The organism is Actinopolymorpha alba DSM 45243 (genome assembly GCF_000373925.1).
Lineage (GTDB): Bacteria > Actinomycetota > Actinomycetes > Propionibacteriales > Actinopolymorphaceae > Actinopolymorpha > Actinopolymorpha alba.
On record NZ_KB892761.1, the window covers coordinates 13,110 to 39,883 of the forward strand.

The following is a 26,774-nucleotide window of genomic DNA, read 5'->3' on the forward strand; positions in this document are numbered from 1 at the left end:
CATGATCCTTGAAGGCGCAGCCTCATGTCTCAGCATCCAGACGGCCCGCAGGGTTGAGGGGTTGTTCAAACTCTTCAGCGGTGCGGGGCAGGTTCCCACCAGGCACGGCGAATTTGCCGCATAAGCTGGGGATTTGGCGGGTGAGGTCCAGCAGCGATCGGGCGCGGCAGCTTCGTGGTGGGCGGGCCATCTGTGATTTTTTCCGGGGTGCTATAACCCCCGGAGTCTCCACGGTCTTCCTGCGGTACCGCGGATGTGAGAGCAGTTCGGGTTCTCGTACGCCGAGTCGTCACCAAGCAAGGCGAATTGGGCGTGCTTCGTGGGTAGATGCCGCGTGAGGTGGCGGCTATCTCGAATGGTGGCTTATTCAAAACTCCGTCGCGCCCGACAGTTTGCTGCGCCTGGCCCGAGCGGAGGCTGACGTGGGACATGGCGACGATGTGGTGGCCGGGGGATCCCATGCTCGCCATACCTTGAGTAGGTGCCCACTTTCGCGTGGAACTGGGCATCTACTCGAGGATCGACGCGAGGGCTTCTTCAGGTCTGTCCGCGATATGAGACAAGCCCTTTGGTCTGGTCGAGTCGTCATAGGTTTCTCGGTCTCTTAGCCGACATTCCTATGACAACACGGGGTTGCCTTGCCTGGTGGGGAAATGCCCCGCCTGGTACCAGAGAAGGTGTACGCAATGTGAGACGCCACCCGCGGCACGCCACGCGAGCATGGACCCCAGCAGGGGCCGTCCGAGACAGCCCTTGGGGTTTGCCTGGCTTCGTGATCGGGAAGCTGCCACGGGTGTGGCTACCACCGGGGAGGTAACGCGTGAACGCACGCATCGCCGCCACGGATACGGCGCTCCCCGAGTCGGAGCTCCTGCGGGTGGATGCCTACTGGCGGGCTGCCAACTACCTGTCGGTCGGGCAAATCTACCTGCTCGACAACCCGCTGCTTCGGGAACCGCTGCGGCCCGAGCACCTCAAGCCGAGGCTGCTCGGACACTGGGGCACGACGCCGGGCCTCAACCTCATCTACGCGCACCTGAACCGTCTGATCCGGGCCCGTGACATCTCGGCGATCTTCGTCACCGGGCCCGGCCACGGCGGTCCGGCCGTCGTAGCGAACGCCTATCTCGAGGGCACCTACAGCGAGATCTATCCGCATGTGACCCGGAACGAGACGGGCCTGCGACGGTTGTTCCGGCAGTTCTCCTTCCCGGGCGGGATCCCGAGCCACGCCGCGGCTGAGACACCGGGTTCCATCAACGAGGGTGGCGAACTCGGGTACTCCCTGGTGCACGCGTACGGCGCGGTCTTCGACAACCCCGACCTGCTGGCCTGTTGCGTGATCGGCGACGGTGAGGCGGAGACCGGACCACTGGCCGCCAGCTGGCACTCCAACAAGTTCCTCAACCCCGTACGCGACGGCGCGGTGCTCCCGATCCTGCACCTCAACGGGTACAAGATCGCCAACCCGACAGTGCTGGCGCGGATCCCCGAGCCGGAGCTGATGAGCCTGCTGGAGGGCTACGGTCACCTGCCGTACTTCGTGGCCGGCGAGAATCCGGAGCTGGTCCACCGCCAGCTCGCCGCCGCTCTTTACCGGGCGTACGACGACATCGCCGCCATCCAGCGCGCCGCTCGCGAGGGAGGTCACGTCACCCGGTCGCGGTGGCCGATGATCGTCCTACGGACGCCAAAAGGTTGGACCGGTCCGCGCACGGTGGACGGCGTCCAGGTCGAGGGGACGTTCCGGTCCCACCAGGTGCCGCTCGCGGAGGTACGCACCAACCCGGCCCATCTGGCCGAGCTGCGGGACTGGCTTCTGAGTTACCGGCCGGAGGAGCTCTTCGACGCGGAGGGGCGGTTGCGGCAGGACCTCGCCGAGCTGCCGCCGAAGGGCGAGCATCGGATGAGCGCCAACCCGCACGCGAACGGCGGGTTGCTGTTGAGCGGCCTGGAGCTGCCCGACTTCCGGGCGTACGGCGCGGTAGTGCCCTCGCCAGGTGGGACCTCCAGCGAGCCGACGCGGGTGCTCGGCACCTGGCTGCGCGACGTCATACGGGACAACCCCACGTCGTTCCGGCTCTTCGGGCCGGACGAGACGGCATCCAACCGCCTGTCCGCGGTCTTCGAGGCGACTGACCGGACCTGGGTGGCCGAGCGGTTGCCGACCGACGACCATCTCGCTCCAGACGGCCGGGTGATGGAGGTGCTGTCGGAGCACCTGTGCCAGGGCTGGCTGGAGGGGTATCTGCTCACCGGACGGCACGGGCTCTTCAACTGCTACGAGGCGTTCATCCACATCGTCGACTCGATGTTCAACCAGCACGCGAAATGGCTGAAGGTCACCCGCGAGATCCCCTGGCGGCGTCCGATCGCGTCCCTCAACTACCTGCTCTCCTCCCACGTCTGGCGGCAGGACCACAACGGTTTCTCCCACCAGGATCCGGGCTTCCTCGACGTGGTGGTCAACAAGAAGGCCGAACTCATCAGGGTCTACCTGCCGCCCGACACCAACACCCTCCTGTCGACCATGGACCACTGCCTGCGCAGCAGGGACTACATCAACGTCGTCGTGGCGGGCAAGAACCCCGCGCCGAACTGGTTGACGATGGAGGAGGCGATCGACCACTGCACCCGCGGCATCGGCATCTGGGACTGGGCCAGCAACGACGAGGGCGGCGAACCCGACGTCGTGCTCGGCTGCGCCGGTGACGTGCCGACCCTCGAAACGCTCGCCGCGGTCGACCTGATCCGCGAGTATCTGCCCGAACTCAAGGTCCGCGTCGTCAACGTCGTCGACCTGATGCGCCTGCAACCGGACACCGACCACCCGCACGGCTTGTCCGACCGCGAGTTCGACGCGTTGTTCACCACGGACAAGCAGGTGATCTTCGCGTTCCACGGGTACCCGCCGCTGATCCACCGGCTGACGTACCGCCGGACCAACCACGCCAACATCCACGTCCGCGGTTACAAGGAGGAGGGCACCACCACGACGCCGTTCGACATGGTGATGCTCAACGACCTTGACCGCTTCCACCTCGTCATGGACGTCATCGAACGCGTGCCAGGTCTTGCCGTCCGCGCGGCCGCCCTGCGCCAGCGGATGATGGACGAACGCCTGGCGGCCCGGCGGCACACCCGCGAGTACGGTGAGGACGCGCCGAACATCCGCGAGTGGACCTGGCCGGGGACGGCCTGATGCGGATCCTCGTGGTGAACGCCGGATCCGTCAGCCTGAAGCTGGCTCTCCTCGACGGCGAACACCTGCTCGCGAACCAGCACGTGGAGATCGCCAGTGTCGAGGAGGGCGAGCGCTCGCTGTCGGAGGCGCTCGCCGATCTCGACAACCCCGACGCGGTGGGCCACCGGGTGGTGCACGGCGGCGGGGTCTTCACGGACGCCGTCCGCATCGATGTCGAGGTACGGGACCGGCTGGGCGACTTCGTCGCGCTCGCGCCCCTGCACCAGCCGAGTGCGCTCGCCGGCATCGACCTGGTGAGCCAGGTGCTTCCCGGCGTACCCGCGGTGGCCTGTTTCGACACGGCGTTCCACGCCACGATGCCGCCCGCGGCGTCGACGTACGCCATCCCCGCGGAATGGCGGGACAAGCACGGCCTGCGCAGGTACGGCTTCCACGGTCTGTCGCACGCCTACGCGTCACGGCGGGCGGCGGCGATGGTGGGCAGCCCGATCGAGGAGCTGCGAATCGTGGTGTGCCACCTCGGCGCCGGGGCCTCGCTGTGTGCGATACGTGCGGGCGAGAGCATCGACACGACGATGGGCTTCACCCCGCTGGAGGGGCTGGTGATGGCCAGCCGCCCGGGCAATGTCGACCCCGGGCTGCTGGTGTGGCTGCTGCGCAACACCGGCATCGGCATCGACGACCTCGACGAGGCGCTGGAACACCGCTCGGGGCTGATGGGCCTCGCGGGTACGCCTGACATGCGGGTGGTCATCGAACGCGCGCAGGCCGGAGAGGACGCCGCACTGGTGGCGCTCGAGGTTTACCTGCACCGGTTGCGGGCCGGCATCGCCTCGATGGCGGCGAGCCTCGGCGGCTTGGACGTCCTCGTCTTCACCGGCGGCGTCGGTGAGAACGCCCCGGTCATCCGGGCGGGCGCGGCCACGGGGCTGGGGTTCCTGGGTGTCGAGGTCGATGCCGAACGCAATGCGGACGCCGACGGCGACTCGGAGATCGGTGCTCCCACCGCGTCCGTCCGCTGCCTCGTCATCGGTGCCCGCGAGGATCTCGAGATCGTTCGCGAGGTACGGCGGGTACTCCAGCCCTCCGGCAGTCAGGAACCGACGCGGTCGTAGAACGCCCGGAGCTGCCGCGCGCGTCCGGCCGCACTCAGCACGTCCGTGGAGTCGACGAACTGGTCGACCGACCCGACGAGGGGGAGCTCCCGAAGCGCGGGATCGGCGATCGCGTCGACGCAGGCCCGCGCGAACCTTCCCGCGTCCAGCACCCGGAACGGCCGGTCGTGGAACAGCCGGACGGTCGGGTCAAGTGCTGGGGTGAGGGCGGCCTGGTTGTGCTGGCGGGCGAGCGCCTCGTAGGCCGCCGCCAACGCGCCCTCGCGGGTCGCGAAGTCAGTCGCCGCCACGGCCCGCTCCAGCATCGGGCGGGGCTCCGCCGCACTGGCGAGCTGGTTGAACGCCGTTCCGAACCACTTGGTGTACGGCTGGTACTGGCGTTCGAGCAGGAACGCCAGCCCCATCAGCTCGCGGGCCAGGCGGCCCGCGACGAGGCGGGATCCCAGCTCGTCGCCGACCTCGCTCGTCCGTCCGACGAACGCCTCCTCCTGGCTGATCCGCTGCCACTGCGCGCCGAGCAGCCACAGCCAGACGTCGTGGGGATACCAGTCCAGGGCCTTCCGCACCGCGGCCAGCTCGCCGGCGGGATCTGCGTACACCGCGCCCTTCACCACACCGAGCAGCTGTTGCTGGGGGATGGCGAGCCAGTCGAGCGGGTCCAGGTCAGGCCGCGGGTCGACGCCGAGTTGGCCGACCAGCCAGTCACCGAGGGGCAGGACGTCGACCCGGTGGGCTACCTCGGCGTTGTCCCAGCCGTACCAGACTGGCCAGCCCCGGAACGATTCGGGCAGCCCGGTGTCCACCTGCCGGCGTACCGTGTCCACGTCGTCCTTGTCGACGAAGAGCTGTAGGCGCGGCCCCCAACCATGGTCGGTCGAGCGTTCGGTGTCGTAGCCGAGGACGTCAGAGCCCCAGCCGAGCAGGGCCGCGGCGTGCGGGTAGGGCGCCACGAGCGGCGCCACGACCTCGCGGTAGAAGGCGTCGTTGAGCTGGAGCGAGGGTACGAAGGTGCCGGCCATGGCGCCTATCCTGCCCGGCTGTTCCACGGGTGGTGCAAGCGGATTTTGTCGCTCCTGTTGAGGAAAGCGCCCGCCAGTCAGTACGATCAATCGTCTCGGATCAGGGAATTGTTTACGATATTCAAGAAGATCCGGTGAGGCTGCCTCATGCGTCGAATCCACCTGGTCCTCGTGGGCCTCGGAGACATCGGCCTGAAAGCCCATCTGCCGGCACTGCTGCGATCAGACGAGGTTGAGGTCGTCGGCCTGGTCGATCCCTCGCCGGAGCGCCGAGCGGATGCCGTCGCGATGACCCATGGTCGCGTTCCGGCGTACGCCGACGTCGGTGAGGTCCGAGGGCTGGCGGGCGTGGACGGCGTCGTCCTGGCAACTCCGCCGTGGGTGACGCCGGCGCTCGCCCGGCGGTTCCTGCGAGCTGGCCTTGCTGTGCTGGCGGAGAAGCCGCTCGCGACGTCACTCCAGGAGTCCCGACCGCTCGCCGAGTTACCGGCGGACCTCCGGCGCCGGTTGCAGGTCGGCCTCACCTACCGGCACGACCCGGCGCTCGCCCGGCTGCGTACGTGGATCAGGGATGGCCCGCTGGACGGTCCGCTTCTGGTCCGCGCGCATATCTACGACGAACGCCTCGACCCCGCTGACCCCACGCACGCGGCGCGTCTGCGCACCACACTCGAGCACGGACCGCCGGTCGTGCACGAGGGCGCGCATGTGTTCGACTGGCTGGCCTTCGTGCTGGACGCGGCGCCCGCGCGGGTGGTGGACGCGTGGGCGGTCTGCACGGATCCGGGCGCCGGCCTGCCCAACCTGAACGGCGCCCGGCTGGTCTACGACGGTGGTACGACCGCACTGGTGGAGTTCGGCTGGCTGACCCACGAGCTGCCGCGCTGCGAGCTGAGCTTCCTCGGGCAGCGCGGGTACGCCGTGCTGGACGGCTTCACCTTCCGGCTCCACCTGCGATCGTCGGCCGGTGAGGAGGTCGTCGACGACCCGGTGGACCGTACGACGCGGTGCTTCGATCGGCAGCTGGCCGCGTTCGCCGACCTGGTGGCCGGCCGGGTCGACACTGCCGTGCCTGGTATCGCGGAGGGACTGGCCAGCCTCGAGCTCAGCGAGCGGGTGGCGCAGCTGGCGAGGCGGAGCGAAGGAGACTGACGTGATCGACTTCCACACCCACACACCGGCTTGGAAGAGCGCGACCTGGCTTGCGGGCGCGACGTTCGGTGCGCGGGAGTTCGTGGCGTTCATGGATTCGGCTGGGATCGACGCGGCGGTCGTGCTGAGTCACGACGGCCTCTTCGATCCCACGCCGGAGGCGAACGACGAGGTGGCCGCCTTCGTGGCGGAGTATCCCGACCGGATGGTGGCGTTCGGCACGGTGAGCCCCCGGCAGAGCACGGCGGTGGCGGAGGTCGAACGCTGTTTCGCCGGGTTGGGCATGCGCGGGTTGAAGCTCCATCCATGGCTGCAGGGATTCTCGCTGCACGAGCGATCGCTCGACCCGATCTGCGAGGTCGTCGCCGGGGCGGGCGGGATCCTGCTGAGCCACGACGGGACGCCGCCGTACTCCACGCCGTTGCAGATCGCGGCCCTCGCCCGCCGGCATCCGCGGTTGCCGGTGGTCCTGGGGCACGGTGGCCTGCACGACTGCTGGCGGGAGGCGCTGGCCGCCACCGTCGAGACGCCGAACCTCTACCTGTGCATCTGCGGCACCCCGCCCTACGCCGCCCGCAGGATCCTTGCCGAGGCGCCGCCTGGCAAGGTCATGTTCGGGACCGACGCGGGTCTGTCCGACAAGGCCAGCCAGGACTACGCGGTGGCGCGGGTGCGGGAGATCGACGGCTGGGGCATCACCCCGGCGCAGAAGCACTCGATGCTCGTCGAGGCCCCGAAGGCGCTGCTGTCGGGTTGGCTCTCGTGACGGTCACGATCGCCGCCGTCCACACCGCGTTGGTAAGCCTGCCGGCACATCCTGACCTCGTCGTGCGCGGTGCGAAGGGTACGCACGACCGCTCCGACTTCTGCGTGGTGCGGGTGGTGGGGAGCAACGGCGTCGAGGGATACGGCGAGGTCAGTGCGACGCCCCTGTGGAGCGGTGAGGATGGCACGTCCGCGCGGCACTTCATCCAGACCGTCCTGGCGCCCGCCCTTGTCAACCAACCCTTGACGCCGGTCGCGGGACTCGAGCAGGCGATGGACCAGGTGCTTGCCGGCAACCCGTTCACGAAGGCAGGTGTGGCCATCGCCGTGTGGGACGCGTACGCCAGGACCCTCGGCGTGCCGCTCGCGCAGGCGCTGGGCGGACCACTGCGCACCGAGATCCCGATCAAGCTCTCGCTGTCTGGGGACGGCGAGCGGCTCGAACGCGTCCACGCCGCCGCGACCAAGGCCGGCTTCGCGGCGTTCAAGGTCAAGGTCGGGCTGGGCGTGCCCGGCGACCTCGCCCGGGTGGCGCATGCCCGCGGGCTGGTCGGACCCGACACGTTCCTGGGCGTGGATGCCAACGGTGGCTGGAGCCGGGCCGACGCGCGGGCGGCGGTGCGTGGTCTCGCGCCGTACGACATCGCCTTCGTCGAACAACCCGTGGCCGCCGACGACCTGGAAGGCATGGCGGCCCTGCGCGCCGAGGGGTGTCCGGTGGTCGCCGACGAGTCCGTCTTCGGCATGGCCGACCTGCGCCGGGTGATCCGGTCAGACGCGGCGGACGTGGTGAGTGTGTACGTCGGCAAGGCCGGGGGACCAGGCCGCGCGGTCGAGTTGGGCCGGGTTGCCGAGGCGTTCGGGTTGCAGGCTCTGATCGGCTCCAACGGTGAGCTTGGTCTGGGCGCGGCCGCGCAGGTCCACGTCGCGGCCGCCCTGCCGGGACTGACGACGGTGTTTCCGTCCGACATCATCGGCGCGCACTACTACGCCGACGACATCCTCGCCGAGCCGCTGGACAGCGACGGGCGCAACGTCCGGTTGCCGAGCGGCCCCGGCCTTGGCGTCCGGCTCCGTGACGACGTGCTCGCCCTGCTGCGGTGAGCCCTGGCAGCGTGATTCCCCTTACCTGGTAGGAGAAAGGACGCCGGTCCCTGATGATCGTCGATGTCCACAACCACACACCCACCCACCGCTTCGAGGTTCCCGACGGCGAACGCCTTGTCTTTGAGGGCTGGCGGTCAGATCGGCCCGTCGTCACCACCAATTCCTGGAACGACTTCGACCGGCACCAGGCCGCCGCCGACGTCACCATCGTCTTCAATATCGCCGTCGAGGATCCGCTGCACGCGACCGGCCTGCCCTATCCGCCGGAACGCACCAACGACGCGACCGCGGAGTTCGTCGCCGCGGCCCCGGACCGGCGGATCGGTTTCATGTCTGTCAACCCCACCTGGACAGCTGTCCTCGACGAGGTCGAACGCTGTGTCGAGCTTGGCCTCGTGGGGGTGAAGCTCGGCCCCAACTACCAGAACTTCGATCCGCAGTGCGCCGAAGCGCTGGCCTTCTACGGGTACTGCGAACGCGCCGGCCTGCCGATCCTCTTCCACCAGGGCACCTCGCCGATCCGGGAGGCGCCGTTGCGCTACACGCATCCGCTGGTGATGGACGACATCGCCCTGCGCTTTCCCGAACTCCGGATCGTGATGGCCCACCTGGGTCATCCATTCGTCCGCGAAACCGTGTCGGTGATCCGCAAGCACCCGCACGTCTATGCGGATGTGTCCTCGATCTACCTGCGTCCCTGGCTGTGCTGGGAGGCGCTGACGTTCGCGACGGAATGGAACGTCACCCACAAGCTGTTGTTCGGCTCCGACTATCCGATCGCGACGTCGGCGGAGGCGATGGACGGACTTCGACGGGTCAACGCCATCGTCGAGGGCAGCAAACTTCCGCGGGTACCAGACGACGCGATCGAGCGGATCATCCACGCGGACGCCCTGAGCGCCTTGGGATTGGCGAAGCCAGGTTCGGAAGGAGCACGGCGATGATCATCGATGCCCACGTGCGGCTGGGGCAGGGCCGGGAGGTCACGCTGGTCGCCGACCAGCTCCTCGCGACCATGGATGAGCTCGGGATCGACAAGGCACTCGTCGCTCCCGACGAACGCTGCACGGCCTACGACAACCAGGAGGGCAACGCGGCCGTCTGTCAAGCCGCACTTGCCTCAGGCGGTCGCCTGCTGGCGTACGCGGTGGCGAATCCCTGGCGTGGCCGACGAGCGGTCGAGGAACTTGCCCGCGCCCGTGACGCCGGTGCCGTCGCGCTGGCGGTCGACCCGGTCCTGCAGGGCTTCGACGTGCTGGACGGTCTGCTCGACCCGTTGCTGGCGTACGCCGGCGAGCAGGACTGGTTCGTCTACATCCGTACGGGCACCCCGCCGACCGCGTTGCCGTTGCCGGTGGCGACGCTGGCCCGGCGCTATCCGGAGCTACGGTTCTTCATGGGCAAGAGCGGCGCCACGGATTTCTGGATCGATGCCGCACCGGCGTTGCGGCACGCGCCGAACCTCTGGGCTGACACGGCATACGCGCCGTGGGACACGGTGCTCAGTGAGTTCGCCCGCGACCCGGAGATTGGCACCCGGCGGTGTGCCTTCTCCACGGATGCTCCCTACACCGTGCCCAGGGCCGAACTCGCCCGCGTCCTGGAATGGTCCACGATCTCCGCGGAGCAGCGTGCTGACGTCCTCAGCGGTTCGGTCGTCCGCCTGCTCGGCCCGCACGCGCCCTCGACCTGGAGCTGAACGATCGCGTCTTCACGGACGGCGTTCGCTGTGCTTCAATAACGACGTTCGGTATTTAAGAAATATGGCTGGCATTTCGTAGAGAGTTGGTCCTCAGGAAACAGCGGCGAGCTTGAGAGGTGCGGGTGTCCACGACCAGGAACCCTGAGGCGCTGGCGTCAGCCCGGCGCGACCCTGATCCCATCTCCTTGGTGCGTGGGGTCTCACCCGTCCTGGAAGTCCCCTTCACCGACACCAGTGAGGTCGACTACGCGGGTTTCGACCGGGTGGTGCGCCACGTGCTCGGGGCCGGGGTCACGAGCGTGATGTTCCCGGGCTTCGCGTCGGAGTTCCACAAGCTCTCCGACGACGAACGCCAGCGGCTTGTCGGCGTCCTGCTCGAGCACACCCGCGACCGTCCGGACGTGGCGGCGATCCTCGCCGTCCAGGATCACGCGACCACGCTCGCCATCACGCATGCTCGCCAACTCGTCGCGGACGGCGCCGACCTGATCAACCTGCTGCCGCCGTACTTCCTCGCGCCCACGCCCGCGGCCGTGCGGGCGCACGTCCGTGCGGTGCTCGACGCGGTCGCGCCCGTTCCTGTCGTGCTGCAGTACGCCCCGCACCAGACCGGCACCAGCCTCGATGCCGGGACGATCGCGGCCCTTGCCCGCGACCACCCGAACCTCGCGCTCGTCAAGGTGGAGTCGACACCACCCGGCGCGTTCATCGCGGCCCTGCGGGCGCAGGAGCCCGCGCTGTCCGCGGTCGTGGGGTATGCCGGTGTGCAGTTGCCTGACGCGGTGCGGCGAGGTGCCGTCGGGCTCCAGCCGGGCTGCTCGGCCACCGAGGTGTACGTCGAGATCTGGCGGCGGTTCGAGGCCGGTGAGCCAGAGGGCGCGACGGAGCTCCATCGCCGGCTGCTGCCGTACATCTCCTACTGGATGCTCGAAACGGAGCTGATCATCGCGGCGGAGAAGCTGATCTCCGTGCGCCGTGGGCTCTTCGAGAGTTCACATTGCCGGATGCCGGCGCACGAGCTGGACACCGAAGAGGTCGCGATGATCGACAGGTTCCTGGCGGAGTTCGCCGACTACCTGCCGCCGGTCGATATCTGACCTGGATCGCGATCACTTGGGCCCGACCCTCGACTTCGGGGTCGTTCCCGGGCCCAGCCGCATGGTGAAGTTGATCAACGGTCCGCAGAACGGGCGCTCCCCGCAGCGGATGTCCGAATCCGAGACCGTTGATCAACTTCACTCCGCCAACTCCAGAAGCCCGTCCCCCGGGACAACCCCTGGATCAACCCGCCGGTGTCAACCCTTGCTTGCCAGGCGTTCGGCGGCCGCGTGGTATTCCGCCGCGACGGCGGCGAAGGTACGCCGTGGCTGATCGGGCACGATGAGATCGATCGCGACCAGCGGCACGCCGTGGCTCCTGGTCAGAGTCCAGCCCGCGCGGCTTTCGAAACCAGGGTTGTCGACCGTGAACCCGATCGTCTCGATGTGGTCGAAGCCGGTGTCGACCGGAAAGACCTCTCCACCGCCGCGATATTCGTACAGCCGGAAAGCGAGTTTGGCGCTGCTCTTGCCACGCAGCCTGCTCGTCACGTCAAGCGGGCCGTGCAGCGTCGAGCACTGCTGCCACAGTGGGAATCCGTACGGCACGGCGACGTCTTCGGACCACACGACCTCATCGTCGATCAGCACCTGCTTCAGGTGCTTGCCAGGAGTTCCGAACTTCGAGCTGAAGACGTCGTTGTGCCAGAAGGAGAGTTCGTATCTCGCGGCGTCGGGGTCGACCCGCACGATCTGGGCCGCCTCGGCGTACGCGCCCTCCTCAGTGGATATCGGTGGGACCAGGAAGCTGAGCCGGCCGTTGCCGTACATCGCCTTGTTGTGCGAGGAGATCGTCGGTGCGTCGTCGAGTTGGAGACCGTACGCCGTCACACCGGCGATCCGGCCGTCTCGGGCATACTCCAGGCCCGTCCGGACCGCGGCGGCGCTGTAGTCGTCGGTCGGCTCGTACCACGCGTCCAGGAAACGTCCCGTGTAGACGAGAAGTACGACGTCGAGGTCGTGGGGTGCGACGGCCGCGCGGATGTCGTCGAGGCACTGGCCGACGCTCCCGGCCACCTGGGTGTTGAGGTTGTGGCCGTCGAGGAACGGATAGAGCACGAGATCGAGGTGCGGTCCGTACTTCGCCAGGAACTCCGCGTTTGTTGCCGCGTGGTAGTAGGTGCACAGGTAGAACGCGAGCTCGGGATTGATGTCGCGGGAGATCTTCCGCATGTGCGCGACGTACTCGGTGGTGAACGTGTCCTGGTTGAACTCGAAGTCGTCGATGCCCCACGCCTTGACGTTCGGGTGTTCCAGCGAGAGTTCCGCGCAGGCGCGGGACCAGGCGAGATAGTCCATGACGTAAGGCCGCGAGGCACGGCCGCCCGCGCGGTCGGTTTCGCTCGGGGGGACGAGGTAGATCCAGACGTCGATTCCGGCCTCGGCCGCCGCCGGGGCGAACTCGAGTCGCAGGTCATCCCAGTCGGTGGGGGAATCCCAGATGCCATAGATATAGGTGTTGGCGCCGAGTTCCTTGAGCCTGCCAATGAGGGCGGGCGTGTCGAGGTGCCGATATCCGTCCTCGCGGGGCGAAGCCTCCCGTAGGGCCGCACCAACGGTGTTGCCCCCGCACTGGGTGGCGCGGATGCCGCCCGGCGGGATCAGATTGCTCGGGCGGTGCCGGCCTGCCGTGGCTGTCCCGGTCGTCATGACGTCCCTTTCGAAGCTGTCGTGGACACGAGGGGCGCGAAGGCGTTGCCGGGAGCCGTAGCCAGCTGGTGACGAAGCCGTAACCGGCAGGGGCTGGGCACGCGACCGCGATCACGCTACTATCTCTTATCTCGTAGATATGTCTCCATTCTCGAATATCTTTCGTTCTCGTCAAGGCCTCTTGCGGCCGAGATGAGACGGGCCCGGTGGGCAGCACTTCGGGGGCTCTGGGCGACCTGGCGATGGTGGCGCACCTGTGCCGCGTGATGCGGCGCGGTCGCCGGCGACGAGGAGGGCTGGAAGTGGCCTCGAATTTCTCTCGCAGGGATCTCATGAAGGTCGGTGGTGGCGCCCTGGTGGGCGGCACGATGCTGAGTGCGTGTTCGTTCCTCTCCACCGATCCGAAGAAGAAGGCGGGTCCGTCCAAGGCAGCGTCAGGTGCGAAGGAAGCGCCGATGCTGGCGGAGCAGGTGAAGGCCGGCAAGCTTTCGCCGCTGGCCGAGCGGATCCCGAAGAAGCCGATGGTGGTGAAACCGCTCCAAGGGCCGGGAGTCTATGGCGGGATGCTCCAGCGGGCCCAGATCGACCGCAACTTCAGCAGCAACCAGTACATGACCTGGGCGTCGCTGGTCGAATGGACGCCGACGACACCCCCGGAGCCGGGCCCCGGTCTGGCCGAATCCTGGGAGATCGAGGACGGCGGGAAGGCCTATGTCTTCCACCTGCGGGACGGCCTGAAATGGTCTGACGGAGAGCCGTTCACCACCGACGACCTGATGTTCGTGTACGAGAACGTCTACACCAACCCCGAGCACTATCCCGTCTTCCCGACCTGGCTCACCGCCGGCGGCAAGCCCGCGAAGTTCGTGCAGGTCGACAAGCAGACGATCCGGTTCGAGTTCGCCGCACCGCACGGTCTGCTGCTGAAGTACCTCTGTTTCATGGGAGCGTCAGGGGACCTGCTGCACCCGCGCCACTACCTGAAGCAGTTCCACCCGCGGTTTGTCGACAAGACCAAGCTGGCCGCGTTGCTGAAGGAATACAAGGTCGCGACCTGGCAGGACCTCTACGGAAACCGGCGCAGCATCTGGCTCAACCCCGACTATCCGGTCCTCGGGCCCTGGCGGGTCACCAAGCCGATCTCGGGTTCGGGTAACACCGCGACGGTGGAGCGCAATCCCTATTACTGGAAGGTCGATCCCGACGGTCGGCAGTTGCCGTACATCGATGGCGCCGTGTTCACGGTGCTTCCGGGAGAGACGCTCGGACTACGGGCATCCAACGGTCAACTCGACCTGGCCGCATGGGACATCCAGTCGGCGGTGATCCCGCTGCTCATCGAGAACGAAGAGGCCAAGCCCTACAAGGTGTTGCGGTGGACGCCGGACGGGATGTTCTCGGCGGTCAACCTCAACCAGAGCCACCCGGACCCGGTGCTTCGCCGGCTCTTCCAGAACGTCGAGTTTCGTGCCGGCCTCTCGCACGCGATCAACCGGCAGGAGATGAACGACGCTCTGCTGGCCGGCCAGGGCATCATGACCCATCCGTGTGCGCAGCCGGAGGATCCGTACTTCGTCAAGGGCATGGGTGAGCGCTTCACGGAGTTCGATCTCGACAAGGCCAACGAATATCTCGACAGCGCTGGACTCACCAGACGCGGGAGCGACGGCAGGCGGCTGCGACCGGACGGCCGGCCGTTGAAGCTGATCGCGACGACGTTCGAGGTGGGTGTCGGTGTCGCGATGGTGGATGTCCTGGAGTACGTACGCCGCTACTGGGCGAAGGTCGGCATCACCATGTCGATCAAGAACATCTCCAACACGTTGTGGTACCAGCAGATTCCACAAGGCAACTACGACATCGCGGGCTATCCGCCGGCCGGCTACCTGTGGGACATCGACTCCTTGTGGTACGTCCCGACCAGCGGCCTTACCTACTGGGCACCGAAGTACGGCAACTGGTACGGCGACCCGAAGGGGAAGTTCTCGATGAAGCCGGAAGGTGAGATCCGGCAGCTCCAGGTGCTCTATGACGAGCTGAAGCAGACCGCCGACGACCAGGCTCGACTCCAGATCGGTCAGGAGGTCCTCAAGCTCCACGACAAGAACGTCTGGATCATCGGCACGGTCAAGCCGCCGTTCACGCCGGTCGTCGTGAGCGAGGACCTGGGCAACGTCCGGGAGAAGGCCGTCGCGAGTTTCCGTACGCACTATGAGGCCGCCATGGACCTCTCCCAGCTGTACTTCAAGAATCCTGACCGGCATTCCTGACAACAGGGAGAGGGGAGGAGGATGGGGCTCTATCTACTCCGCCGTGTCCTGGCGATGGTACCGACGGTATTTCTCGTGTCCCTGGTGTCGTTCACGATCATCCAGCTGCCGCCGGGCGACTTCCTCGACACGGTGGTGGCCAACCTCTCCCAGCAGGGGCAGACGATCGAGCCGGCTCAGTTGGCAGCGCTCCGTCAAAGGTACGCACTCGATCAGCCCATGGTCGTTCAGTACACCACCTGGATCACCAACATCGTCACCCGTGGCGACTTCGGCCAGTCCATGTTGTATGGCAAGCCGGTCTCGGAGTTGATCGGTGAGCGTCTTCCGTTGACCCTCGGCCTCGGTGTCTCCGTGTGGTTGTTCGGCTGGGCGATCGCGCTGCCCGCGGGCATCTACTCAGCCGTCCGTAAGTACTCCCTCGGCGACTACGTGCTGACATCCATGGCCTTCGTCGGGATCGCGGTTCCCGGATTCCTGCTGGCGTTGACGGTGGCCTTCATCCAGTTCAGGTACTTCGACAAGGCGGTCGGCGGGATGTTCTCGCCGGAGTACGCCGACGCGGCCTGGAATCTCGGGAAACTGTTGGATTTCCTGGACCACCTCTGGCTCCCGGTGCTGGTGCTGTCGCTTGGCGGGATAGGCGGCACGATCAGGGTGTTGCGGGCCAACCTGTTGGACGAGCTACGCAAGCCGTACGTCGTGACGGCACGCTCGCGCGGGCTCTCCGAACGCCGGCTGCTGGTCGCCTATCCCGTGCGGGTCGCGCTGAATCCGTTCATCGCCACGGTCGGTTGGCTGATTCCGGCGTTGTTCGACGGTGAGGTGCTGGTGTCGACCGTCTTGGGACTGGAAACAACTGGCCCACTCCTCCTGCGATCGCTGGAAAGTCAGGACATGTACCTCGCCGGCAGCATCATCTTCATCGCCTGCGTGCTCACCGTGATCGGCACCCTGATCTCCGACATCCTGCTCGTGCTCGTCGATCCGCGGGTCCGTGCCGGCTATGCGTAAGGAGGGGTGCCTGTGAATGACCCTGTGAGTGACCCGGCGAGCGACCCTGTTAGGGACCCGGACAGGGACGAGGAGATCTATGTCGCGCCGCAGTACAAGCTGGTGTGGTGGCGCTTCCGCCGGAATCGGCTGGCGGTCGCCGGTCTGGTGGTGCTGGGGTTCCTCTATCTGCTCGCGGCCTTCTGTGAGTTCTGGGCCCCACACACCCAGGACCACTATCGTGCCGTCTATTCGTACGCACCTCCCCAACGCATCCACGTGTCGTTCGACGGTGGTGTGCACTTCTTCGTGTACGGCTACAAGTCCCGGCCCGACCCGGAGACGCTGCTGCGGACCTTCACCGTCGACCGGTCCACCCGGGTGCCGTTGCGGTTCTTTCCGCGCGGTGAGACCTACCAGTTGTGGGGGTTGTTCGGGACCGACCGGCATTTCTTCGGACCGGTGAAACCAGGGGACCCGATGTATCTGTTCGGGGCTGACGAGCAGGGACGAGATCTCTTCTCCAGGCTCATCTACGGCTCGAGGATCTCGATGTCCGTGGGCCTGGTCGGGGTCTTCCTGAGCCTGGCACTCGGCGTGCTCCTCGGCGGTATCTCCGGCTACCTGGGCGGGATCACCGACAATCTCATCCAGCGATTCATCGAGTTCTTCATGTCGATACCCACCCTGCCGTTGTGGTTGGGTCTCGCCGCCGCCATCCCGTCCGGGTGGGGACCGATCACGTCGTACTTCGCCATCACGATCATCCTGTCGCTGATGGGCTGGACCGGCCTGGCGCGGGTGGTGCGCTCGCGGTTCTTCCAGATCCGATCGGAGGATTACGTCCTGGCCGCGGAGCTGGATGGTGTACGCCGGATGCGGATCATCCGGCGGCACATGCTGCCCGCGTTCACCAGCCACGTGATCGCCTCACTGACCCTTTCGATCCCCGGGATGATCCTGGGCGAGACCGCACTGTCGTTCCTCGGTCTCGGACTCCAGCCTCCAGTCGTGTCGTGGGGAGTGCTGCTCAACGACGCCCAGAACGTCCGAGTGCTCTCGACCGCGCCGTGGCTGTTGCTGTCCGGGGCCGCGGTCGTCGTCGCGGTGATGGCGTTGAACTTCGTCGGTGACGGCCTGCGTGATGCCGCCGATCCCTATGAGAGCTGAGGACAATGGATCCTGCGTTGTTGCGGGTGCGCGGGCTGCGCACACATTTCGCGTCGCCGGAGGGCGTGGTCCGCGCCGTGGACGGCGTCGACCTGGTGGTACGCGAAGGCCAGACGCTGTGTGTCGTGGGGGAGTCGGGGTGCGGCAAGAGCATGACGGCACGTTCGATCCTCCAGCTCGTCGACCCGCCCGGACGGATCGTCGACGGCGAGATCCTCTTCCGGCTGGGCGCGCCAGCTGAACCGCGGGCCGCGGCGGCCGAGCACGGTGTGGTTGACCTGGCCCGGCTGGATCCGCGCGGTCGTGCGATGCGGCGGATCCGGGGCAAGGAGATCGCGATGATCTTCCAGGAGCCGATGGTCTCCCTGAGTCCGGTGCACACGATCGGACACCAGATCGCGGAGAACATCCGTACCCACCAGGACGTCTCCAAAAAGGAGGCACGCGACCGCGCCATCGAGGAGCTGCGCCGGGTGGGCATCCCGCGACCCGAGCACCGGGTGGACGCGTACACCTTCCAGCTCTCAGGTGGCATGCGGCAGCGGGCGATGATCGCGATGGCGCTAGCCTGCCGTCCCAAACTCCTCATCGCCGACGAGCCGACCACCGCCCTCGACGTCACCACCCAGGCCCAGATCCTCGAACTCCTGCAGGAGCTCCAGGAACAGCTCGGGATGGCCGTCATGTTCATCACCCACGACCTGGGCGTGGTGGCCGAGATCGCGGATGAGGTCGCGGTCATGTATCTCGGCCTGGTGGTGGAGCAATGCGGGGTTGACGAACTCTTCCACGACCCCAGACACCCTTACACCAAAGCACTTCTGGAGTCAGTGCCGACCGCGGGTCCGCGCGCCAAGCAGCGGTTGACGACGATCACCGGCTCGGTGCCGCATCCCTACCACCGACCGAAGGGCTGTCCGTTCCACACCCGGTGCCGCCAGGCGATACCCGGCGAGTGCGACCACAAGCTTCCGCCGGTCCTTGCCACCGGCACCGCGGACCACCCCGGGAGCCGCGCTGTCCGCTGCCTGCTCTACCAAACTCCGGCGGACGTCGCGGCCGGCGTCGACACCCTCGGGGAGGTGAGCCGATGACCACGGTCAACGCGGACCGGTCACACACCGACGCACCGTCTGGTGCCGCCAGCGCCGACGTCCTGCTGCGGATCAGGAACCTCTCCATGCGGTTCCAGCTCTCCAGCGGCTTCCTGGGGCTCACCGGCCGGACGAGTTTCCACGCCGTCCGCGAGGTCAATCTCAGCATCCGCCGCGGCGAGACCCTCGGCCTCGTCGGCGAGTCCGGTTGCGGCAAGACGACCCTGGGCCGCTGTGTCCTGCGGGCGTACAAACCGACCCATGGGGAGCTCGCGTACCGCCGTGAGGACGGCACCGTCGTCGACCTCGCCAGGCTCGGGAGGGGCGAGCTGCGGCCGTACCGTCGTGAGATCCGGACGGTGTTCCAGGACCCGAACTCCTCGTTGAACCCACGGATGACGTTGCTGCAGATCGTCGGCGAACCCCTCCTGGTCAACGACCTCGCCCGCGGAGCGGAGCTGAGAGATCGGGTGGCGGAGGTCCTCCGGCTGGTTGGCCTGCGCCCCGAATACATGCGCCGCTATCCCCACGCGTTCTCCGGGGGTGAACGCCAGCGGATCGGCATCGCCCGTGCGCTGGTCACCCGGCCGCGTCTGGTCGTTGCCGACGAGGCGGTCTCGGCTCTGGACGTGTCCGTACGCAGCCAGATCCTCAACCTGCTGGAGGATCTGCAGGAACAGCTCGGCCTCACCTACCTCTTCGTCTCCCACGATCTGTCGGTGATCCGGCACCTGTGCGACCGGGTGGCGGTGATGTATCTCGGACGGATCGTCGAAGAGGGCGCCACTGACGACCTCTTCACCCGTCCCCGACACCCCTACACGGAGAGCCTTCTGCGCGCACTGCCGCTGCCTGATCCTCGGCTACGGAGCACCAAGAAGCGCGTGCCCCTGCGGGGGGAGGTGCCTGATCCGGCGTCCCCACCGCCTGGATGTACCTTCCACCCGCGGTGCCCGTACGCCCAGGGCCGCTGCGCCACCGATGAGCCCGCCCTCATTCCTCTGGGGAGATCGGCCGCCGCGAGGTGCCATTACGCCGACAGCCTGCAGCTTGCCGGCGTCACCGACAGCTAATCTTCGAGATGCTGAAGAAAGGCGGGATCGGATCCGGGGGACCGGAGTGACCAGCGAGGAGGGCCGCGTGAGCGCGGAAGAAGCAGCCGTACCCAAGTCCCGGCCAGCGTCACCGTCGACCGACCGCGCGCTGACGGTGCTCGAAACGCTGGTCGAGGCTGAGGGCCCTCTGACCCTCACGATGCTGGCGCAGACCGCGGGCGTCCCCCTCGCGACCTGCGCGTCGATCGTTCAGACCCTCGAGGTGCGCGGGTACGCCGCCCGCCAGGTCGTCGGGCGCAGCCACTTCTGGCGTCCGACGTTGCGGATGTACGCGCTCGCGACCCAGCTGATCCGCAAGGTCGACCCGGCCAGCGTGTCGCAGCGTCACCTGCGCCGCCTCAGCGACGAACTCGGCATGCCGGCCCATCTCGGCGTGCTCGACGGGGCCACGATCGTGTACGTCGCTAAGGCCGCGACTCCGGGGTTCATCCAGTTCGACACGTTCGTAGGCAAGGTCGCGCCCTACAACCTGACCGCCCTCGGCCGGGCGATCGCGGCGTACCTTCCCGAGCCTGCGCTGGTGCCGCTAGTCGACCAGCTCGTCGCCGGTAGCGGGCCGAACGCGCGGCGTCCCAGCGTCAAGGCGTTCCGCGCGGAGCTGGCCACGACCCGTGAACGCGGGTACGCCGTCGAGGACGAGGAGGAGCAGGCCGAGATCAGCTGTGTGGCGGCTCCCGTCTTCGACGCCTCTGGCGGGGCGGCGTTCTCTGTCGGCGTCACCGGGTTCGCGCGGGAACTCATGGGGGAGCGCCTCCCCAAGGCGATCGAGGCGGTACGCCAGGCCGCCGCGGCGATCTCGGCGGAGCTGGGCTCCGCTGTCCTGCCGGCGGCCACCGACGACCGTCGCTTCAGTAGCTGGTAACGCCGTCGGCGAGTTCGCGGAGAGCGTCCAGGTGGCCGAGGTGCCGCGCGGTCTCCTCGATCAGGTGCCCGAGAATCCATCGCAGCGAGACAAGCTCGAGGCCCGGCGGGGCGAAGCGTTCCAGCTCGTCCAGGTCGTGCGCAGCCACGATCGCCCGCGAGCGTTCGCATTGCTCGTCGTACTCATCCAGCAGCCGCGCCAGGGGGATGCCGCCAACGCGCCACGGGGCGTGCGGGTCATCGTCGGTCGACGGCGCGCGATCCGGCTCGCCAAGGAAGCTGGTCTCGAACCAACCGTGCTCGACCCAGCGCAGATGCGAAACCACGCCCGCGATGGTCATCACCGGCGAGGACGGAAGCGGCGCTCGGCGTGCGTCGACGTCCGAAAGCCCGGCACATTTCAGGCGTACCGTGGCCCGCTGCCAGTCCAGCCACCCGGTGAGCATGGTGCGCTCGTCGGCGTTCGCGGGTGGGCGCTGTCTGGAGGTGTTCTCCCGGCCAGGTCTCATGGGAGCAACAGCTTGTCATCAGGCGCTGACCGGGGGGACGACGTGTCCGCGAGTGGCATACGCCGCCCCGCCGCCGGGCCCTGCGCGCAGCTAGGCTCGGCGGGTCCCACTGGGACGACAGCGACGGAAAGTGCGGCTCGGCTGAAGGGAGAGGCGACGCGTGAGTGCGTTCGTAGATGCCGCGGCGGTGGCCGCGCGCCTGGGGTCGGCGGAGGAGTTCACCACCTGGGTGGAGGAGTTGGACCGGATCGGCCCGCCGGCCGCGGAGGTGGCGCTCCCTGAGCCTGACCAGCTCGACGAGCTGTTCGAGCGACTCGGGGTCCACGCCGACGACGCGGAGGACCTCAAGGCGACCAGGCCCTCGCCGTCTGAGGATCCCGAACTCTGGTGGCTCCTCCAGCGATGTCACCAGACCCTGCTTCGGGACCTCGGTAACCTCGACGCGCAGTGGCTGCGGTGGCCGCACCTGCCGGCGGACTTCGGTGCGAAGGGGCGGTTCTTCTACCCGCACGTGTTCCTCGCCTCGATCCCGGCGGTGCTCCGCTATCACGAGAAGCGCGGGATCTCCGAGGACGTGAGCTGGGCGACGCTCGCCGACCTCGGCCGGCAGATCGCGATCTACCGCCGGATCAACGGCGTGGGCGGGCTCGACGTGCAGTTCTGGTTCTCGCTGCACTTCCGGGGCCTCATCTATGACATGGGCCGGCTGCAGTTCAACCGCGGCAAGATCCACTACGACGAGCAGATGATCGAGGCGACGGGCGCGCCGTTCCGTCCGGGCGACACCGCGCTCGGCGTTCACATTCCGGAGTCGGGTCCGATGACTCAGGAGGCGTGCGAGGAGTCGTTCCGGAGGGCCAAGGACTTCTACGACCGGTACTTTCCGGAGGAAAACTACCGGTACGCGCTCTGCACATCCTGGCTCCTCGACCCGCAGCTTGCCGACTACCTGCCCGAGGACTCCAACATCATCAGGTTCCAGCGCCGCTTCCAGGTGGTGCCGGGCGGGCACGACGGCGACAAGGACGTCTTCCAGTTCGTGTTCCGGATGATCAACCCGTCGATCGACCAGCTGCCGCGGCGTTCCACCCTGGAACGCGCGGTCGTCTCGCACCTTGAAGCGGGCAAGCACTGGAAGGTCCGCTCGGGCTGGGTCGCACTCTGATCACTTGCAACCCACCCTGATCATCGGGAACGCGCTCTGATCATCGGGGCCACGCCGCGGGGCAGGCCCGCCTGCACGCCGGGCACGCAGGCGGGCGTGGATATGGTGAGCCGGAAACCAGGAGGCGGCAGCAGGCTGCCGCGCCCACACGGCGTACGAAAGGACACGGACGGTGGCTGTTCGGGCAGTGCGCGGCGCGACCCAGCTCGAGGCCGACGAACGCGAGCACCTGCTGGAGCGCGTCGCGGAGCTCGTCAAGGAGGTCCTGCGGAGCAACGACCTCACCAACGACGACCTGATCAGCGTCGTGTTCACAGCCACCGGAGACGTGCGCTCGGAGTTCCCGGCCTATGCCGCCCGCCTCATGGGCATGACCGACGTGCCCCTGCTCTGCGCGCGCGAACTCGAGATCGACGGCTCCATGCCGCGGGTCGTCCGGTTGATGGCCCACGTCGAGACCGACCTCTCCCGCCAGCAGATCACCCACGTCTACCTCCACGGTGCGGCCGCCCTGCGGCGCGACCTTTCGCACGTGTACGCCGTCCCTGACGAGCCGGCCGGGTCGCTCGCCGGCGCCGCGCCAGCGTCCGAGGTCCGGCCGTGACTCAGCCACCCCTGCGCCAGGTCGTCGTCATCGGTGCCGGTCTCATGGGCACCTCGGTGGCGCTCGCCCTGGGGCGTGCGGGCGTCGAGGTCTATCTGGAGGACGCCGACCCGGCCCACCTGCGGGTCGCGGTGTCGCTGGGCGCGGGTGGTCCGATGCCGCCCGACGCGGAGCTGCAGCCCGACCTTGTGATCGTCGGCGTACCCCCGTCGGCGCTCGGGCCGGTGATCGCGGCCGCGCTCGCGAGGTTCCCCCAGGCGACCGTGACCGACCTCGGGAGCGTCAAGGCGGCCGCGCTCGCCGACGCGACCAGGCACGCGCCCGCACTCCTTGACAGGTACGTCGGTAGCCATCCGATGGCCGGAAGCGAGCAGTCGGGGCCGCTGGCCGCACGGGCCGAGCTTTTCGACGGCCGGCCGTGGGCGGTGACCCCGCATCCGGGCAGCCGTCCCGAGGCGGTCGAGGTGGTGGAGAGCCTGGTCGCGGCCTGCGGGGCGTTCGCCGTACGCATGACGCCGGCCGACCACGACGAGGCGGTCGCGCTGGTCTCGCACCTACCGCAGGTCGCGTCCTCCGTCGTTGCGGGGATGCTCACGACCGCCGCCGAGGGGCATCTGGTCCTGGCCGGGCAGGGCCTGCGGGACGTCACCCGGATCGCCGCGGGAGACCCCGACCTCTGGACCCAGATCCTCCTCGCCAACGCCGAGCCGGTGGCCCGCCTCCTGCACGAGGCCGCTGACAACCTCCACCAGGTGGCGCTCACGCTGGAGAAGCTGGAGCCAGGATCGCCGAGCGTCGAGGAGTTGCGGGCGTCCATCGAACGCGGCGGGACCGGCGTCCGCCGGCTGCCCGGCAAGCACGGCGCCCGCCCGGAGGAGTTCGCCTCCGTACCCGTCATTCTGCCCGACCGGCCGGGCGAGCTGGCCCGGCTCTTCGCCGACGTCGGCGCCGCCGGCGTCAACATCGAGGACGTCCGGATCGATCACAGCCCGGGCGCTCCGGCGGGTCTGGTGCAGCTGGCCGTCCATCAGGACGTCGTACCCGCTCTGCTCGAGGCCCTGGCGCAGCACGGGTGGGACGTCCACGGGTAGCCTCCAACGGGATCGAGGGCAGGTCGCCCTGAGGGAGGAGACAACAGGTGGAGCGGGCCGACAAGGCAGGTCTGGACCGGATCGTGGTGGCCATCGACGGCCCGTCAGGTTCGGGGAAGTCAAGCGCGTCCCGCGGGGTCGCACGGCGGCTCGGACTGCGGTATCTCGACACCGGTGCGATGTACCGCGCGATCACCTGGTGGATGCTGCGGGCCGGCGTTCCCGTCGATGACGCTGACGAGGTGGCTGCCCGCTCGGGCGCGCCCGGGCTCGAGATCGGCACCGACCCCGACGCTCCCACGGTCGCCGTCGACGGCGTCGACGTCTCCGGCCCGATCCGGTCCCGCGAGGTGACCAACGCCGTGAGCGCGGTCGCCGCGGTGCCGGCCGTGCGACAACGGCTGATCATGCTGCAGCGGGCCGAGATCGACGCCGGAGGCATCGTCGTCGAGGGACGCGACATCGGTACGACGGTGGCGCCCAATGCCGACGTCAAGGTCTACTTGACCGCGCACGCGGAGGAGCGCGCCCGGCGCCGGGCGGCCGAGGGGCTCGCCGGCGCCAAGGTGGAGGTCAACCTCGCCCAGCAGGAAATGGCCCGCCGCGACCAGCTCGACTCCGGCCGGGCCACCTCGCCGCTCGCCCAGGCCGCTGACGCTGTGGTCCTCGACACCACCGAACTCAACCTCGAGCAGGTCATCGACCGCATCTGCGCCCTGGCCGACGAGCGGGTCGGAGCTTCGGGCGCCTGCTGAGCACACCGGGCCGGGGCGTGCCGCGCACCGGCGTACCGGCGTACCGGATCGGAGCGGACCAGATCGGGTGCCATGATTCGCGGTTCGTAGGCACGATCGTCAAGGGGGAACGATGGACGGCCTGGAGGTTCCGCCGTACTGGCACGGAGGAGGTGGCCCGCCCCGCTTCGGTGTGCGGGCCACGCGACCGCTGGTCGCCGGGCTGGTGCGGGCCGCCTGGAAGGTCCGCGTTCATGACCTGTGGCACGTGCCGAGTGCGGGACCGGTGATCCTGGCGTCCAACCACACGGGCATCCTCGACGGGCCGCTGCTGTGCGGAGTCGTACGCCGGCCCGTACACGCGGTGGTCAAGGAGGAGATGTTCCGCGGCGTGGGTGGGGTACTCCGGAACCTCGGTCAGATAGCGGTCGATCGCCAGGCGGTCGACCGGGCGGCAGTCAGGTCCGCGCTCGCGGTGCTGGACCGCGGGGACGTGCTCGCCATCTATCCGGAGGGTGCGCGGTGTAGTGGAGATTTCTCCACCATGAGGGCCGGCGTCGCCTACCTCGCGCTCTGCACCGGCGCTCCCGTCGTACCCGTGGCCTGCCTCGGTGTACGCCCACGAGGTGGGTCGGTGGGAGCATTGCCTGCGTTGCGTGCGACGCTCGACGTCGTCTTCGGCCAGCCACAGGCCCTGGAGGCGATCCCGTGGCCCCGGTTCAAGGACGTGGTCCAAGATCGCGCACGCTGGTTACAGAAATGGCTGGCGGCCCACGTCCGTTATGCGTGCGAGGTCACTGGCCAGCGGCTACCTGGCGGGGCCTCCACCGAGCCCGAACCCGGCGCGGTCGCGATCGCCCGGCCCAGCACCGACATTGAGGACGTTTCGTGAGCAACGAGGAATTTGAGGGATACGACGTCGACGTCGAGGAGCTCGACGGCTTCGGCGTTGAAGGTGACGGTGACGCGACGCCTGAGGACGCGCCCGTCGTCGCGGTGGTGGGCCGGCCAAACGTCGGAAAATCGACGCTGGTCAACCGCATCCTCGGCAGGCGCGAGGCGGTCGTCGAGGACGTGCCGGGCGTGACCCGGGACCGCGTGGCGTACGACGCCGACTGGCGTGGGCGGCGGTTCACCCTGGTCGACACCGGTGGCTGGGACCCCGACGCGAGGGGGTTCATGGCCCGGGTGGCCGCGCAGGCCGAACTCGCGGTCGCCGCCGCCGACGTCGTGCTCTTCGTCGTCGACGTCACCGTCGGTCCGACCGACGTGGACGAGGCCGTCGTCCGCATTCTCCGTCGGTCCGGCAAGCCGGTGATCCTGGCCGCCAACAAGGCCGACGACCCGCGCAGGGAGGCCGAGGCGTCGGCGCTGTGGTCACTTGGCCTCGGCGAGCCCCAGCCAGTCTCCGCGATGCACGGGCGGGGGAGCGGTGACCTTCTCGACGCCCTCTTCGAGGTGCTTCCCGAGGCGCCCGCCGAACGCGAGCCAGGTACCGGCGGTCCGCGCCGCATCGCCCTTGTCGGCAAGCCGAACGTCGGCAAGTCCAGCCTCCTCAACCGGCTCGCCGGTGAGGAGCGGGTCGTCGTCGACGAGGTGGCCGGCACCACTGTCGACCCGGTCGACGAGCTCGTCGAACTCGGCGGCAGGACCTGGCGGTTCATCGACACCGCCGGCATCCGGCGCCGGGTCCGCGAGGCGTCCGGGCACGAGTTCTACGCCAGCCTGCGTACCTCCGCCGCGATCGAACGCGCCGAGGTCGCAGTGGTCCTGCTCGACGCGAGCGAGCCGCTGTCCGAACAGGACCTGCGGATCATCTCGATGGTCGTGGACGCGGGGCGGGCCCTGGTGCTGACGTTCAACAAATGGGACCTGCTGGACGAGGACCGGCGGCTGCGGCTGGAGAAGGAGCTGGACCGGCAGGTTCGGGTCCAATGGGCGCCGCGGGTCAATCTCAGCGCGCGTACCGGCTGGCACGTCGACCGGCTCGTCCGGGCGATCGACACGTCCCTCGAGGGCTGGTCGACGCGGGTCTCGACCGGGCAGCTGAACGCTTTCCTCGGGCGGCTGGTGGCGTCCCACCCGCATCCGGTTCGTGGTGGTAAGCAACCCCGGATCCTCTTCGGGACCCAGCCGCAGACGGCGCCCCCGAAGTTCCTGCTCTTCACGACAGGCTTCCTGGAGGCGAGCTACCGACGGTACGTCGAACGCCGGCTGCGGGAGGAGTTCGGGTTCGACGGGTCGCCAGTGGTGATCACGCAGCGGGTACGGGAGAAGCGGAAGCGGCAAGGCTAAGAGGTCGCAGCGCGACCTCTAAGCCGGTGGCGGGCGGGCGGATGGGCTGCGGTAAGGTTCC

General features: G+C 68.2%; 23 protein-coding genes. 20 read left to right on the forward strand and 3 right to left on the reverse strand.

Annotation, left to right across the window (positions count from 1 at the left end; translation table 11 throughout):
* Nucleotides 1-820: 820 nt before the first annotated feature.
* Entirely contained in the window at nt 821-3,202 is a 2,382-nt protein-coding gene (locus B141_RS0120215) for a phosphoketolase family protein (protein WP_020577002.1), read from the forward strand.
* Nucleotides 3,178-4,320, forward strand: a complete 1,143-nt coding sequence (locus B141_RS0120220) for an acetate/propionate family kinase (protein WP_020577003.1) — start codon at nt 3,178-3,180, stop codon at nt 4,318-4,320. Before B141_RS0120215 ends, B141_RS0120220 begins: the two co-directional genes overlap by 25 nt.
* Here the strand turns inward: B141_RS0120220 and B141_RS0120225 are convergent.
* A complete protein-coding gene (locus tag B141_RS0120225; protein ID WP_020577004.1) occupies nt 4,299-5,339 on the reverse strand; it encodes a DUF4037 domain-containing protein in 1,041 nt (346 codons plus the stop codon). The two genes, B141_RS0120220 and B141_RS0120225, sit on opposite strands and share 22 nt — an antisense overlap.
* 147 nt (nt 5,340-5,486) lie before the next feature.
* Here B141_RS0120225 and B141_RS0120230 point away from each other — a divergent pair, with 147 nt between their 5' ends.
* The 6 genes from B141_RS0120230 to B141_RS0120255 all read left to right on the forward strand — a co-directional run bounded on the left by B141_RS0120230 (nt 5,487) and on the right by B141_RS0120255 (nt 11,162).
* A complete protein-coding gene (locus tag B141_RS0120230) occupies nt 5,487-6,491 on the forward strand; it encodes a Gfo/Idh/MocA family protein (protein ID WP_020577005.1) in 1,005 nt (334 codons plus the stop codon).
* 1 nt (nt 6,492) lies between these two features.
* Nucleotides 6,493-7,257: an amidohydrolase family protein gene (locus B141_RS50795; protein ID WP_020577006.1), complete on the forward strand. Its 765-nt coding sequence runs from the start codon at nt 6,493-6,495 to the stop codon at nt 7,255-7,257.
* The gene (locus B141_RS0120240; protein WP_020577007.1) at nt 7,254-8,360 is read left to right on the forward strand and encodes a mandelate racemase/muconate lactonizing enzyme family protein; all 1,107 of its coding nucleotides are present in this window, start codon (nt 7,254-7,256) and stop codon (nt 8,358-8,360) included. The genes B141_RS50795 and B141_RS0120240 overlap by 4 nt, the downstream gene beginning before the upstream one ends.
* 53 nt (nt 8,361-8,413) lie before the next feature.
* Nucleotides 8,414-9,307 carry an amidohydrolase family protein gene (locus B141_RS0120245; protein WP_020577008.1) on the forward strand — a complete coding sequence of 298 codons (894 nt, stop codon included), beginning with the start codon at nt 8,414-8,416 and terminating at the stop codon, nt 9,305-9,307.
* The gene (locus B141_RS0120250) at nt 9,304-10,062 is read left to right on the forward strand and encodes an amidohydrolase family protein (RefSeq protein WP_020577009.1); all 759 of its coding nucleotides are present in this window, start codon (nt 9,304-9,306) and stop codon (nt 10,060-10,062) included. The genes B141_RS0120245 and B141_RS0120250 overlap by 4 nt, the downstream gene beginning before the upstream one ends.
* Nucleotides 10,063-10,187: 125 nt before the next feature.
* Complete coding sequence (locus tag B141_RS0120255; RefSeq protein ID WP_237742750.1) at nt 10,188-11,162, forward strand: dihydrodipicolinate synthase family protein; 975 nt, start codon at nt 10,188-10,190, stop codon at nt 11,160-11,162.
* Nucleotides 11,163-11,360: 198 nt separating this feature from the next.
* Here the strand turns inward: B141_RS0120255 and B141_RS0120260 are convergent, their stop codons facing one another.
* Nucleotides 11,361-12,812, reverse strand: coding sequence for a hypothetical protein (locus B141_RS0120260; RefSeq protein WP_020577011.1), 1,452 nt, complete (start codon nt 12,810-12,812; stop codon nt 11,361-11,363).
* 332 nt (nt 12,813-13,144) lie between these two features.
* On the opposite strand from B141_RS0120260, the gene B141_RS0120265 reads away from it, so the two are divergent.
* From B141_RS0120265 to B141_RS0120290, 6 genes are all read left to right on the forward strand, one after another.
* The gene (locus tag B141_RS0120265; protein ID WP_020577012.1) at nt 13,145-15,082 is read left to right on the forward strand and encodes an ABC transporter substrate-binding protein; all 1,938 of its coding nucleotides are present in this window, start codon (nt 13,145-13,147) and stop codon (nt 15,080-15,082) included.
* Nucleotides 15,083-15,103: 21 nt separating this feature from the next.
* A complete protein-coding gene (locus tag B141_RS0120270; protein WP_020577013.1) occupies nt 15,104-16,096 on the forward strand; it encodes an ABC transporter permease in 993 nt (330 codons plus the stop codon).
* A gap of 12 nt (nt 16,097-16,108) precedes the next feature.
* Nucleotides 16,109-17,245 carry an ABC transporter permease gene (locus B141_RS0120275; protein ID WP_237742752.1) on the forward strand — a complete coding sequence of 379 codons (1,137 nt, stop codon included), beginning with the start codon at nt 16,109-16,111 and terminating at the stop codon, nt 17,243-17,245.
* A 5-nt stretch (nt 17,246-17,250) separates the two neighbouring features.
* Complete coding sequence (locus tag B141_RS0120280; RefSeq protein ID WP_020577015.1) at nt 17,251-18,339, forward strand: ABC transporter ATP-binding protein; 1,089 nt, start codon at nt 17,251-17,253, stop codon at nt 18,337-18,339.
* Complete coding sequence (locus tag B141_RS0120285; protein WP_020577016.1) at nt 18,336-19,412, forward strand: ABC transporter ATP-binding protein; 1,077 nt, start codon at nt 18,336-18,338, stop codon at nt 19,410-19,412. The genes B141_RS0120280 and B141_RS0120285 overlap by 4 nt, the downstream gene beginning before the upstream one ends.
* Nucleotides 19,413-19,479: 67 nt before the next feature.
* Complete coding sequence (locus tag B141_RS0120290) at nt 19,480-20,316, forward strand: IclR family transcriptional regulator (RefSeq protein WP_020577017.1); 837 nt, start codon at nt 19,480-19,482, stop codon at nt 20,314-20,316.
* On the opposite strand, the gene B141_RS0120295 is transcribed toward B141_RS0120290, so the two are convergent.
* Complete coding sequence (locus tag B141_RS0120295) at nt 20,303-20,824, reverse strand: DinB family protein (protein ID WP_026257409.1); 522 nt, start codon at nt 20,822-20,824, stop codon at nt 20,303-20,305. The two genes, B141_RS0120290 and B141_RS0120295, sit on opposite strands and share 14 nt — an antisense overlap.
* 160 nt (nt 20,825-20,984) lie before the next feature.
* On the opposite strand from B141_RS0120295, the gene B141_RS0120300 reads away from it, so the two are divergent.
* The 6 genes from B141_RS0120300 (at nt 20,985) to der (ending at nt 26,713) form a co-directional block, all read left to right on the forward strand.
* A complete protein-coding gene (locus tag B141_RS0120300; RefSeq protein WP_020577019.1) occupies nt 20,985-21,989 on the forward strand; it encodes an acyltransferase domain-containing protein in 1,005 nt (334 codons plus the stop codon).
* Nucleotides 21,990-22,161: 172 nt separating this feature from the next.
* Nucleotides 22,162-22,593 carry a chorismate mutase gene (aroH, locus tag B141_RS41705; RefSeq protein WP_084678399.1) on the forward strand — a complete coding sequence of 144 codons (432 nt, stop codon included), beginning with the start codon at nt 22,162-22,164 and terminating at the stop codon, nt 22,591-22,593.
* Nucleotides 22,590-23,684, forward strand: a complete 1,095-nt coding sequence (locus B141_RS0120310; RefSeq protein ID WP_020577021.1) for a prephenate dehydrogenase — start codon at nt 22,590-22,592, stop codon at nt 23,682-23,684. Before aroH ends, B141_RS0120310 begins: the two co-directional genes overlap by 4 nt.
* Before the next feature lie 47 nt (nt 23,685-23,731).
* Nucleotides 23,732-24,439, forward strand: coding sequence for a (d)CMP kinase (cmk, locus tag B141_RS0120315; protein WP_020577022.1), 708 nt, complete (start codon nt 23,732-23,734; stop codon nt 24,437-24,439).
* Nucleotides 24,440-24,551: 112 nt separating this feature from the next.
* The gene (locus B141_RS41710; RefSeq protein WP_020577023.1) at nt 24,552-25,310 is read left to right on the forward strand and encodes a lysophospholipid acyltransferase family protein; all 759 of its coding nucleotides are present in this window, start codon (nt 24,552-24,554) and stop codon (nt 25,308-25,310) included.
* A complete protein-coding gene (gene der / locus B141_RS0120325) occupies nt 25,307-26,713 on the forward strand; it encodes a ribosome biogenesis GTPase Der (RefSeq protein ID WP_020577024.1) in 1,407 nt (468 codons plus the stop codon). The genes B141_RS41710 and der overlap by 4 nt, the downstream gene beginning before the upstream one ends.
* Nucleotides 26,714-26,774 lie beyond the last annotated feature (61 nt).